Genomic DNA, 12417 nt, shown 5'->3' with positions numbered 1-12417 from the left:
TTGCAACTTCAGACACGAAGGGCAACTGTACAACGTCGGTGCACACCTGTCGACCCGGGTGCCGCCGAGGACGGTGCGGTGCGGGCGCGCTACTCCGTGCCCGGGTCCTCGGCGCCCATGCCGGTCAGCAGTGCCCGGAACGAGTCGAGCCGCTCGACCCCGGTCGACCCGAGCTCGCCGGCCTGCACCCGGTCGACGATCTCCCAGTCGTGCGCCTGGGAGAGGGGGATCCCGTCCGCCGGCTCGCGGACGGGCACGGCGTGCGAGGCGAAGGCACGGAACACGTTCGCGGGGTCGACGTGTCCGAGCCCGAACGACCGGACACCCGGGGTGTCGATGATCCACCCGCCGTCCCGCACCTGCAGCGCGATCGACGACGACGAGGTGTGCCGTCCCCGACCGGTCACCGAGTTGACGACCCCGGTGGCCCGGGAGGACCCGGTCAGCGCGTTCACGAGCGTCGACTTGCCGACGCCCGAGTGCCCGACGGTCACGGTCACCTTGTCGTCGAGGACCTCGTGCAGGGCGTCGAACGGCACGTCGTCCGAGCGGCTCGTCACGATGCGCAGGTCGAGGCAGGCGAAGTGCGCGAGGAACTCGGTGGGATCGGCGAGGTCGGTCTTCGTGATGCAGAGGATCGGGTCGAGGCCCGCGTCGAACGCCGCCACGAGGTACCGGTCGATCAGTCGGGTGCGCGGCTCGGGGTCGGCGGCGGCCACGACGATGAGCATCTGGTCGGCGTTCGCCACGATGACGCGCTCGACCTCGTCGGTGTCGTCGGCGCTCCGGCGCAGCAGCGTGGTGCGCTCGGCGACCTTCACGATGCGCGCGAGGGAGCCCGGTTCGCCGGAGACGTCGCCGGCGAGGTGGACCGTGTCGCCGGTGACGACGGACTTCTTCCCCAGCTCGCGGGCCTTCGTGGCCGTGATGACCCGGTCCCCGACGAGCACGCCGAAGCGCCCGCGGTCGACGTTCGTCACCCACCCCGTGGGGGCGTCCTCGTACGTCGGACGGACCTTCGTGCGAGGGCGGTTGCCCTTCGGGTTGGGGCGGACCCGGACGCTCGACTCGTCGTACTGCCCGTACGGCTCGTCCGCGTCGGAGTCGTCGCCGTCGACGTCGTCCCACCAGCTCATCGCGTCAGACCCCTTCGTCGCCGGTCGCGACCAGGGCCGCCCACAGCTCGGGGAACTGCGGCAGCGTCTTCGTGGTCGAGCCGATGTCGTCGACGGCGACGCCGTCGACGACGAGGCCCACGACCGCGCCGGCCGTCGCCATCCGGTGGTCGTCGTACGCGGCCCAGTCGCCGCCGTGGAGCGCGGCAGGGTCGATGCGGAGGCCGTCGTCGAGCTCGTGCACCGCGCCTCCTGAACGGTTGACGTCCGACGCGAGCGCGGCGAGACGGTCCGTCTCGTGCCCACGCAGGTGGCCGATCCCGGTGATCTCGGACGGGCCGTCGGCCAGGGCCGCCAACGCGACCAGGGCAGGCGCGAGCTCGCCGCCGCGGCTGAGGTCGAGTTCGAGACCCGGGAGGGAGGCGCCACCCCGGACCCCGACGCCGCCGTCGAAGACGAGGTCGTCGCCGTCCCGCGTGACGGTCGCGCCCCACAGGGGGAGGAGCCGCTCGAGGTCGGCACCGACCTGGGTCGTCGCCGTCGGCCAGGTGCGGATGCGGACGGTGCCGCCGGCGACGAGCGCCGCCACGGCGAACGGCGCGGCGTTCGACAGGTCGGGTTCGATGGTGACGTCGCGGGCAGCGATGGGACCGGGGTGCACGACCCACTCGCCGACCGCGGGCTCGTCGACCCGGACACCGCGGGCACGAAGGGCGGCGACGGTCATCTCGATGTGCGGCATGCTCGGCAGGCGCTCGCCGACGTGCGTGAGGTGCAGGCCCTCGTCGAAGCGCGGGGCGGAGAGCAGGAGCCCGGAGACGAACTGCGACGAGGCCGAGGCATCGATCGAGAGCGATCCGCCGCGGACCGAGCCGGTGCCGGTGAAGGAGAACGGCATCGCGCCGCCGCCGTCGTCGGTGACGTCCACGCCGAGGTCGACGAGCGCCTGGATGACGGCGTGCATCGGCCGCTTGCGCGCGTACGGGTCGCCGTCGATCGTGACCGGCCCGACCGCGAGGGCGGCGAGGGGCGGCAGGAAGCGCATCACGGTGCCGGCGAGCCCGCAGTCCACCCGCACGTCGCCGTGCATCGGCGCCGGTGTGATGCGGAGGTCGGGGCCGTAGGGGTTCGGGGTCGCACCGGGCGCCGGCGCGACCTCGTCGATCCCGACGCCGAGCTGCCGGAGCGCCTCGACCATGAGCGCCGAGTCGCGCGAGTGCAGCGGCAGCCGGATGGTCGACGGACCGTCGGCGAGGGCAGCGAGCACGAGTTCGCGGTTGGTGAGCGACTTCGACCCGGGCAGCGACACGTCACCGTGCAGCGGACCCCGCGCGAGCGGGGCGATCCAGGGCTCGGTCCGGGACTGGGAATGCGTCGTGACTGCCATCGGTTCACAAGGGTACTGAACGCACCGGGAGGATCAGTGGCGACAGCGACACTCGCACGACCGCGGACGACTCTGCCCGCCGTGCCGACGACGCTCGGGAGCACCGTCGGCCTAGACTCGACGGCGATGACGACCGACGAACCGCACGCAGCACCGCACGACCTGGTCGAGGAGACCGAGGCGCAGCTCGACGCGGTGTCCGAAGAAGCAGCACTGCGCGAGGACGAGGCCAGCGACCGAGAGGACGAGGCCAGCGACGACGAGGCCACCGTGGTCGACGTCGTCGACGCGAAGACCGTCTCCGAGGCCGAGCTCCGTTCCCTCTTCGAGGACCAGGCGCTGCCCTTCATGGACCAGCTCTACGGTGCCGCGATGCGGATGACCCGCAACCCGGCCGACGCGTCCGACCTCGTGCAGGAGACCTTCGTCAAGGCCTTCGCCGCGTTCCGCCAGTTCAAGCAGGGCACGAACCTCAAGGCCTGGCTGTACCGCATCCTCACGAACACGTTCATCAACACGTACCGCAAGAACCAGCGCAACCCGTACCAGGGCACGATCGACGAGCTCGAGGACTGGCAGCTCGGCGGCGCGGAGAGCGTGACGCAGTCGATCTCGGCGCGCTCCGCCGAGGCCGACGCCATCGACCACCTGCCGTCCTCCGCCGTGAAGGACGCGCTGCAGGCCATCCCGGAGGACTTCCGGATGGCCGTCTACTTCGCCGATGTCGAGGGGTTCTCCTACCAGGAGATCGCCGACATCATGAAGACCCCCGTGGGAACGGTCATGAGCCGCCTCCACCGTGGCCGCCGGCTCCTCCGCGGGCTCCTGGCCGACCACGCACGTGAGACCGGCATCGTCCCGGACGCAGCGTCGACGGCGACGATGCGCGGACGAGGCCGGAAGGTTGCCGCGGCGTCGAGCCGCGTCGAAGGGAAGGAAGCGCGATGAGCGGCTGCGACTGCTCGAAGGCAAAGGCCGAGCTCGAGGAGTTCCTGCACGGGGAGCTCTGCCGCGAGGACGCGGCAGACATCCGTGAGCACATGGACGACTGCGAGGACTGCACGACCGAGCACCGCGTCGGCGTCGTCCTCATCGAGACGGTCCGTCGTGCGTGCAAGGAGACGGCACCCGAGGAACTCCGCACCGAGATCCTCGCCCGCATCCGCCTGGAGCAGGCCACCCACTGAACGTCCTGGCAGCCGTCGTCACACGCACGGCGCTGTCGGTAGTGTCGCGGGCATGACCCTCTCCGTCGAGTCGATCACCACCTGGTCCGACACGGACGTCGCCGACGTCGCCGCCCTCGTCCGACTGCTCGGCCACGAGGTCGACGACGCCCCCATGCGCGCCCGCCTCGAGCGGCTCACGCCCGAGGCCGGACACCGCACCTGGGTGGTGCGGGACGACGACGGTCGTGCGATCGCGGTCGCCGGCGCGCAGGTCACGTGGGCGTACGCGAGCGACGAGCCGACGGCGCAGCTGCTGCTGATGGTGGTCGACGAGTCGGCCAGGAGGCTCGGCACCGGTTCGGCGCTCATCGGCACGTTCGAAGCATGGGCGGTCGAGCAGGGCGCGCGTCGCCTCAGCGCCGTCAGTGCTGCGGCCACGGACAGCGCGCACCGGTTCTACCAGAAGCGCGGGTACCACGACGCCGGGGTGCGCTACACGAAGATCGCGTAGCGCACCCCGGCGTCGGGCGTCAGCCCAGCGCTCGCGTGATGACGTCGGTCGCTTCCTGTGCGGAGCGCTTCGACGACCCCGTGGCCGGCGCGGCACTCGCAGGACGCGCGGCGACCGACAGCGGCCGACCGTCGAGGTGCGGCGACAGGTTCATGCACACGAACGGCCAGGCGCCCTGGTTCTCCGGCTCTTCCTGCGCCCACACGACGTCGGCGCCCGGGTAGCCCGCGAGCACCTGGAGGATCTGCTCGAGGGGGAGCGGGGCGAGCTGCTCGAGCCGGACGAGGGCGACGTCGGTGGCGCCGCGCTTGTCGAGCTCGGCGCGCAGGTCGTGGTGCACCTTGCCGGAGTGCAGGACCACCCGGCGCACCGCCGACTTGTCGGTCACGCGGTCGTCGTCGAGGACCTCGGAGAAGGTGCCGCTCGTGAACGCGTCCACCGGGCTCGTCGCCTGGCGGAGACGCAGCATCGCCTTCGGGGAGAACACGATGAGCGGCTTCTGCGGCCGCTCCCACGCCTGACGTCGCAGCAGGTGGAAGTACGACGCCGGGGTCGACGGCCGGGCCACGACCATGTTGTCCTCGGCGCAGAGCTGCAGGTACCGCTCGATGCGCGCCGACGAGTGGTCCGGTCCCTGGCCCTCGTAGCCGTGGGGGAGCAGGAGCACGAGGCCCGAGCGCTGTCCCCACTTCTGCTCGGCGGAGGAGATGAACTCGTCGATGACGGTCTGGGCGCCGTTCGCGAAGTCGCCGAACTGCGCCTCCCACAGGACGAGGGCCTCGGGACGCTCGACCGAGTACCCGTACTCGAACGCCATCGCCGCGTACTCGCTGAGCAGCGAGTCGTAGATGTACAGGCGGGCCTGGTCCTCGGTGAGGTTCGCGAGCGGCAGCCACTCCTGGCCGTTCACCCGGTCGTGGAAGACGGCCTGGCGCTGCACGAAGGTGCCACGGCGGGCGTCCTGCCCGGCGAGCCGGACCGGCTTGCCCTCGACGAGGATCGACCCGATGGCCATGAGCTCCGCCATCGCCCAGTCGACGCCGCCGTTGCGGGTCATGTCGGTGCGCTTGGACAGGAGCTGCTGGAGCTTCGGGTGCACTTGGAAGCCCGCGGGCGGGTTGCTGTGCGCGTCGCCGATGGCCCGGACGAGTTCCTCGGACACGGCTGTCTCGTGCACCTCGACCTCGGAGTCGTCGCGCTGCGCTGCCGGTCGTTCGAGGCCCTGCACGGCGCCGTCATCGTCGACCGTGATGACCGGGATCGTGCCGGTCTGTGCCTCGTGCGTCTCGGCGAAGGCGCGTTCCAGGCGGTCCTGGAAGTCGCGGTGCGCCTCGTCGTACTCCTCTTGCGTGATGTCGCCGCGGCCGACGAGGGCCTCGGTGTAGAGGGTGCGGACGGAGCGCTTCGCTTCGATGAGGTTGTACATGAGCGGCTGCGTCATCGACGGGTCGTCGCCCTCGTTGTGTCCGCGGCGGCGGTAGCAGATGAGGTCGATGACGACGTCGCGGTGGAACTCCTCGCGGTAGGCGAAGGCGAGCTCGGCGACGCGGGCGACGGCCTCGGGGTCGTCGCCGTTCACGTGGAAGATCGGCGCCTGGATCGTCTTCGCCACGTCGGTGGAGTACACCGAGCTGCGGGCCGACTCCGGCGGGGTGGTGAACCCGACCTGGTTGTTGATCACGAGGTGCACGGTGCCGCCGGTGCGGTAGCCGCGCAGCTGCGACATCTGCAGGGTCTCGACCACGACGCCCTGACCGGCCATCGCGGCGTCGCCGTGGACCAGCACGGGCAGGACGCCGAACGTGCCGGGGGCCTGCCGGTCCTGCTTCGCGCGGACGATGCCCTCGAGCACGCCGTCGACGGCCTCGAGGTGGGACGGGTTCGCGGCGATCGTCACCGGGATGGCGGTGCCGTCGCTGGCGCGGAACACGCCCTCGGTGCCGACGTGGTACTTCACGTCGCCCGAACCCTGGCCGGAGACGGCGCCGGGGAGCGACGACCCCTCGAACTCGCGGAAGATCTGGCCGTAGGTCTTGCCGGCGATGTTCGTCAGCACGTTGAGCCGGCCGCGGTGGGCCATGCCGATCGCGACTTCTTCGAGGCCGGCGGTCGCCGCGCGCTGGATGAGCGAGTCGAGGAACGCGATGGTGGACTCGCCGCCCTCGAGCGAGAAGCGCTTCTGGCCGACGTACTTCGTCTGCAGGAAGGTCTCGAACGCCTCGGCCTCGTTGAGCTTGCCGAGGACGCGGAGCTGGTCGTCCTTCGACGGCTTCGAGTACGGGACCTCGATGTGGGCCTGCACCCAGCGACGCTGTTCCGGGTCCTGGATGTGCATGTACTCGATGCCCACCGTGCGGCAGTAGGCGTCGCGGAGGATCCCGAGCACGTCGCGCAGCGGGGCGTTCGTCGTGCCGGCGAGGCCGCCGGTGACGAACTCGCGGTCGAGGTCCCAGAAGGTCAGCCCGTGGCTCTCGATCTCGAGGTCGGGGTGGGTGCGCTGCCGGTACTCGAGCGGGTCGATGTCCGCCATGAGGTGCCCGCGGACACGGAAGCTGTTGATGAGCTCCTGCACGCGTGCCGTCTTGTTCACCCGGTGCGCGAGGTCGACGTTGATGTCGTTCGCCCACTGGATCGGCTTGTAGGGGATCCGGAGCGCCGCGAAGATGCCCTCGTAGAAGCCGTGCTCGCCGATGAGCCGCTCGTGCACCTTCTTGAGGTACTCGCCCGACCCGGCGCCCTGGATGACGCGGTGGTCGTAGGTGCTCGTGAGCGTGATGGTCTTGCCGATGCCGAGCTCGACGAGGGTCTTCGCCGCCGAGCCCTGGAACTGCGCCGGGTACTCGAGGGCACCGGCGCCGATGATGGCACCCTGCCCCTTCGTCAGGCGCGGCACCGAGTGGACCGTGCCGATGCCGCCCGGGTTCGTCAGCGAGATCGTCGTGCCCTGGAAGTCGGCCGGCGTGAGCTTGTTGTCACGGGCACGCTTGACGAGGTCCTCGTAGGCGGAGAGGAACTGGCCGAACGTGAGGGTCTCGGCGCGCTTGATGCTCGGGACGAGCAGGGAGCGCGAGCCGTCCTTCTTCGGGACGTCGATCGCGATGCCGAGGTTGACGTGCGCGGGAGCCACCACGAAGGGCTTGCCGTCGCGCTCCTCGTAGAAGACGTTCTGACTCGGGAAGTCCTTGAGTGCCTGCACCATCGCCCACCCGATGAGGTGCGTGAACGAGATCTTGCCGCCGCGGGCCCGGCGCAGGTGGTTGTTCACGACGATGCGGTTGTCGATCATCAGCTTCGCCGGGATCGTCCGCACGCTCGTCGCGGTCGGGACCGTGAGCGAGGCGTCCATGTTCGAGGCGAGCGTCTTCGCCATGCCCCGGAGCGGGGTCGCCACGTCCTCGTGGGTCTCCTCGTGGTCGTCGGCCTCGTCGTTGGCCTCGGCCGGGATCGGCTGCGGCGTGGGCTGGCGCGACGTGGTCTTCGCCTGGATCGGCCCGGACTTCGCCTCGCCGGGGGCGTCACCGGTCGCGGGCTGCTGGGTCGTGGACTGCTGCTGCTCCGAGGCGGCCGGAGCAGCGGGGGCGGAGGGGGACGGAGCCGGTGCGGACGCGTCGCCGCCCTGGGTGCGGTGGTAGCTCTCGAGGACCGGCCACCAGGACTTGTCGACGGACTCCTTGTCGGCGACGAACTGCTCGTAGAGCTCGTCGACGAGCCACTCGTTCGCCCCGAATTCGCCCGCGGTCTCGTCCGTTCCGGTCAGATGGCTCGACACAGCCGATCGCCCACTCTCCGTCGATAGATGCTCGTGTGTGTCGTGCGTGGCAACCCTGCCTCGCACAGGTCCCAAGCCTAGCCGCTCGCAGATGACCGTTCGGTGTCAGGCGGAGGCGGGTCGCGCCTCCCGACCGGGTGTCGCGCGTGTCGCACCGGAGGCGTGCCGAGCCGCCCAGACCGGCCACCCTGCGGAGCCGTACAGTGGGGCCCATGAGGTTCTACGAGACGCGGCCGACACACGACCTGACCTACTCCGACGTCTTCCTCGTCCCCAGCCGGTCGGCGGTGACGAGCCGGTTCGACGTGGACCTCTCGGCGAACGACGGGTCGGGTGCGACCATCCCGATCGTCAGCGCCAACATGAACTCGGTCACCGGACCGCGCCTCGCCGCGACGCTCGCCCGGCGCGGCGGCCTCGGCGTCCTGCCGCAGGACATGCACCTGCAGGACCTCGACGCCGCGATCCGCTGGGTCAAGGACCAGCCGGTCGACTTCGACACCGCCTACGACATGGGCGCGCACACCACGGTCGCCGAGGCCCTCGAGCAGCTCCTGCCCGTCGCGGGACGGGGCGTGGTCGTCCGCGACGCCGCCGGCGAGTACCTCGGCTGCGTCCCCGCCGGGCGCCTCGGCGACGCGGGTCCCGACGCCACGCTCGGCGACCTGCTGCACGGCGCCTCCACCGCGATCGACGCCGAGGACGCCGGTACGCCCCGGCACGTGTACGACGTGCTGACCGCGGCCGAGGTCGACTTCGCGCCCGTCATGCGGCACGGCAAGGTCGTCGGCACGGTCAGCCAGACCAGCGCGATCCGCTCCGACATCTACCGGCCCGCCGTCGACGCGTCCGGACGCCTGCGGGTCGCCGCTGCGATCGGCATCAACGGCGACGTCGCCGCGAAGGCACAGGCCCTCGCGGCCGCCGGCGTCGACGTGCTCGTCCTCGACACCGCGCACGGACACCAGGAGGGCATGCTCCGCGCCCTCCGCACCGTCGCCGCCCTCGGCCTCGACATCCCGCTCGTCGCGGGCAACGTCGTCACCGCCGACGCGGTCGCCCACCTCGTCGAGGCCGGCGCGACCATCATCAAGGTCGGCGTCGGACCCGGCGCCATGTGCACCACGCGCATGATGACCGCCGTCGGTCGCCCGCAGTTCTCCGCCGTGCTCGAGACCGCCGCCGCGGCCCGGTCGCTCGGCGCGCACGTGTGGGCCGACGGCGGCGTCCGGTACCCGCGCGACGTGGCGCTCGCCCTCGCCGCTGGCGCGTCCGCCGTGATGATCGGCTCGTGGTTCGCGGGCACGCTCGAGGCGCCCGGAGTCCTCCGGCGCGACGCCGCGGGCAAGGCCTACAAGGAGAGCTGGGGCATGGCCAGTGCCAAGGCCGTCCGGGAGCGCTTCGAGCGCCTCGACCCCTACGAGCGGGCCCGGAAGGCGCTCTTCGCCGAGGGGATCTCGTCGTCGACGATCTACCTCGACCCGGAGCGGCCGAGCGTCGAGGACCTGCTCGACATGATCACCACCGGTGTCCGCAGCTCGGCGACGTACGCGGGGGCGTCGTCCCTCGCGGAGTTCTCCGAGCGGGCGCTCGTCGGCATCCAGTCGGCCGCCGGCTACGAGGAGGGCAAGCCGCTCCCCGTCAGCTGGTAGCGCAGCGCCGACGCGCCGCGCGCGGGGGCGGCGAGACTCGGCGCCGCGGGGTTTTGTCGCTTTGGCGGCAGAGGCGGTGCCGCTCGGCGGCATTCTGTCGGTTTGGCGGGGTGGTCGCGGCTACGGATGGACGGGAGGCGCGGTGCCGGTCCGGATCTGCGCCTCCCGTCCGTCGCGGGCTGCGAAAGCGACAGGCTGCCGCCGGGTTCCCGCGGGGTTCTGTCGCTTTGGCGGCAGGGGCGGTGCCGCTCGGCGGCAGGCTGTCGCTTTGGCGGCAGGGGCGGCGCCGTCTGCAGGTGCGCGCGTCAGCGCCGTCGGGTCGCGTCCTCGACGGTGCCGACGAGCTCCTCGAGGATGTCCTCGAGGAAGAGCACACCGAGCGTCCGGCCCTCGGCGTCGAACGCCCGCGCCACGTGACGACCGGCGGCGCGCATCGTCGCGAGGGCGTCCTCGAGGTCCATCTCCGTGTACAGCGAGATGAGCTGCCGGATCCGCTTCGGCGGCACCGGGTCGTCGTACTCGTCCGGTCGGAGGTCGATGACGTCCTTCACGTGCACGTAGCCCGTGGGGGAGCCGTCCTCGGCCACGAGCACGTACCGCGAGAACCCGCGCTGGGCCACGGCCCGCTCGACGTCACCGGGGGTGGCGTCCTCGGGGAGGGTGACGAGCTCGGCCATCGGCACGGCGACGTCCTTGACCTTCTTCTCGGTGAACTCGAACGCCAGGGCGAGCTTGCCGTCGTCGGTGAGGGTGCCCTCGCGGCGGGACTGCTCGACGATGGTCTGGACCTCCTCGACGGTGAACGCGCTCACGGCCTCGTCCTTCGGCTCGACCCGGAAGAGCCGGAGCACGGCGTTCGCGACCTCGTTCAGGCCGACGACGACCCAGTGCAGGCCGTGGCCGATGTACCAGAGCGTCGGCACGAGGAGGAGCGCCGCACGGTCGGGCATCGAGAACGAGATGTTCTTCGGGACCATCTCGCCGAACACCACGTGCAGGAACGACACGAGCAGCAGCGTGAACACGAACGCCACGACGCCGATGACCTCGACGCTCCAGCCCGTGAGGTGCAGCGGGACCTCGAGCAGGTGGTGGATCGCCGGCTCGGAGACGTTGAGGATGAGCAGCGAGCACACCGTGATGCCGAGCTGGGTGGTGGCGAGCATGCGGGTGGCGTGCTCCATCGCCCAGAGCGTCATCTGTGCGGCGCGCGAGCCCTCTTCCGCCCGCGGCTCGATCTGCGAGCGGCGGGCGGAGATGACGGCGAACTCGGCCGCGACGAAGTAGGCGTTGCCCATCAGGAGGACGACGAGCCAGAAGATGCCCCACCAGTCGGAGCTCATCGGGTGCCGCCCTTCGCAGTGGCCTTCGAGGCCGTGGTCTTCGTGGCCGGGATGATGATGCCGGTCGCCGGGGTCTCCGGCGGTGTGGGCGTCCATCGGATCCGGTCGATGCGGCGCCCGTCGAGGCGTTCGACGCGGAACACGCCGTCCTCGAGCGGTACCTCGTCACCGACGGCCGGGAGCCGCCCGAGGGTCGACATGATGAACCCGCCGACGGTCTCGTACGGGCCGTCCTCGGGGACCTTCACGCCGGCGCGGTCCTCGAGCTCGTCCGGGCGGAGGAGCCCCGGGAACGTCAGCCAGTTGCGCGACCGGACGACGTCGATCCGTGCACGGTCGTGCTCGTCGGACACCTCGCCGACGATCTCCTCGATGAGGTCCTCGAGCGTCACGACCCCCGCGGTGCCGCCGTACTCGTCCACGACGATCACCATCTGGTAGCCGCGACCGCGGACCTCGGCGAGCAGCGTGTCGCCGGGCATGGTCTCGGGGACGCGCTCGGCGTCGGTCATGAGGGCGCCGACGGGGACCTCGGGGCGCTTCTCGCGGGGCACGGCGACGGCCTGCTTCACGTGCACGATGCCGACGACGTCGTCCGCGTCCTCCTCGATGACGGGGAAGCGGCTGAACCCGGTCTTCCGGGCGAGCGCGATGACGTCGTCGGCGGACTCGGACACGCGGATCGTGGAGAGCCGGGGACGCGGGGTCATCACGTCACTGGCGCTCAGTTCGGAGAACGAGATCGTCCGTTCGAGCAGCGTCGCGGTGTCCTGTTCGAGGGAACCCTCGGACGCGGACCGGCGCAGCAATGAGGTGAGCTCCTCGGCGCTGCGCGCACCGGACAGTTCCTCTTGCGGCTCGATGCCCATCGCCCGGAGCACGGCGTTGGCGGTGCCGTTCAGCACCGCGACGGCCGGCTTGAACACCGTGGTGAACGCGATCTGCAGCGGCACGACGAGCTTCGCGGTCTGCAGGGGGAGCGCGAGCGCGAAGTTCTTCGGCACGAGCTCACCGAGGATCATCGACAACAGGGTCGCGATGACGAGCGCCACGATCGAGCCGACGGTCTCGACGATCGCTTCGGGCAGCCGCATCGCGAGGAACGGCGCTTCGAGCAGCTTGGCGATCGACGGCTCGAGCAGGTAGCCGGTCAGCAGGGTCGTCAGCGTGATGCCGAGCTGCGCGCTGGAGAGGTGCGTCGAGGTGACCTTCAACGCGCCGATGACGGGTACGAGGCCGGTCTCACCGCGGTCTCGTCGGGCCTCGACGTCGGCGCGGTCGAGGTTGACCAGCGCGAACTCGGACGCGACGAAGACACCGGTGCCGAGTGTCAGCAGGATGCCGCCGATCAGCATGACGATGTCGATCGGACTCATGATTCACCTCCCGCAGGGCGCGAGGCAGTGCAGCTCACCGAGTGAGCGGCGGATGAGTGAGGCGAAGAACTGTTCGGGGGATCGTCCACAGTGAG

The 12417-nt window shown here is 71.0% G+C and carries 9 protein-coding genes; 4 read left to right on the top strand and 5 right to left on the bottom strand.

The features are described 5' to 3' along the window. Nucleotides 1–89 precede the first annotated feature (89 nt). Both rsgA and aroA read right to left on the bottom strand, forming a co-directional pair. Nucleotides 90–1136 (bottom strand): ribosome small subunit-dependent GTPase A, encoded by a 1047-nt coding sequence (gene rsgA, locus ACEN8D_RS04470; RefSeq protein WP_070416372.1) that lies wholly within the window; start codon nt 1134–1136, stop codon nt 90–92. A gap of 4 nt (nt 1137–1140) precedes the next feature. Next, the gene (gene aroA, locus ACEN8D_RS04465; protein ID WP_495601170.1) at nt 1141–2502 is read right to left on the bottom strand and encodes a 3-phosphoshikimate 1-carboxyvinyltransferase; all 1362 of its coding nucleotides are present in this window, start codon (nt 2500–2502) and stop codon (nt 1141–1143) included. 126 nt (nt 2503–2628) lie between these two features. Here aroA and ACEN8D_RS04460 point away from each other — a divergent pair, with 126 nt between their 5' ends. From ACEN8D_RS04460 to ACEN8D_RS04450, 3 genes are read left to right on the top strand one after another with little or no spacing between them, the layout of a single operon-like run. Continuing rightward, nucleotides 2629–3450, top strand: coding sequence for a sigma-70 family RNA polymerase sigma factor (locus ACEN8D_RS04460; protein WP_413399205.1), 822 nt, complete (start codon nt 2629–2631; stop codon nt 3448–3450). Next, nucleotides 3447–3689 carry a zf-HC2 domain-containing protein gene (locus ACEN8D_RS04455; RefSeq protein ID WP_070416370.1) on the top strand — a complete coding sequence of 81 codons (243 nt, stop codon included), beginning with the start codon at nt 3447–3449 and terminating at the stop codon, nt 3687–3689. The genes ACEN8D_RS04460 and ACEN8D_RS04455 overlap by 4 nt, the downstream gene beginning before the upstream one ends. 52 nt (nt 3690–3741) lie before the next feature. Beyond that, entirely contained in the window at nt 3742–4182 is a 441-nt protein-coding gene (locus ACEN8D_RS04450; RefSeq protein ID WP_309888810.1) for a GNAT family N-acetyltransferase, read from the top strand. A gap of 19 nt (nt 4183–4201) precedes the next feature. Here ACEN8D_RS04450 and ACEN8D_RS04445 read toward each other — a convergent pair whose 3' ends face one another. Then, nucleotides 4202–7951 (bottom strand): multifunctional oxoglutarate decarboxylase/oxoglutarate dehydrogenase thiamine pyrophosphate-binding subunit/dihydrolipoyllysine-residue succinyltransferase subunit, encoded by a 3750-nt coding sequence (locus ACEN8D_RS04445; protein ID WP_175475879.1) that lies wholly within the window; start codon nt 7949–7951, stop codon nt 4202–4204. A 212-nt stretch (nt 7952–8163) separates the two neighbouring features. Between ACEN8D_RS04445 and guaB1 the strand changes: the two genes are divergently transcribed. Further along, nucleotides 8164–9603 (top strand): GMP reductase, encoded by a 1440-nt coding sequence (guaB1, locus tag ACEN8D_RS04440; RefSeq protein WP_070416368.1) that lies wholly within the window; start codon nt 8164–8166, stop codon nt 9601–9603. 305 nt (nt 9604–9908) lie between these two features. Here guaB1 and ACEN8D_RS04435 read toward each other — a convergent pair whose 3' ends face one another. Together ACEN8D_RS04435 and ACEN8D_RS04430 are read right to left on the bottom strand one after the other, a co-directional pair. Next, nucleotides 9909–10946 (bottom strand): hemolysin family protein, encoded by a 1038-nt coding sequence (locus ACEN8D_RS04435; protein WP_070416367.1) that lies wholly within the window; start codon nt 10944–10946, stop codon nt 9909–9911. Then, the gene (locus tag ACEN8D_RS04430) at nt 10943–12322 is read right to left on the bottom strand and encodes a hemolysin family protein (RefSeq protein ID WP_413399354.1); all 1380 of its coding nucleotides are present in this window, start codon (nt 12320–12322) and stop codon (nt 10943–10945) included. Before ACEN8D_RS04430 ends, ACEN8D_RS04435 begins: the two co-directional genes overlap by 4 nt. Nucleotides 12323–12417 lie beyond the last annotated feature (95 nt).

Source organism: Curtobacterium sp. Curtsp22 (assembly GCF_059492135.1).
This window is presented reverse-complemented; position numbering and strand designations above follow the sequence as displayed.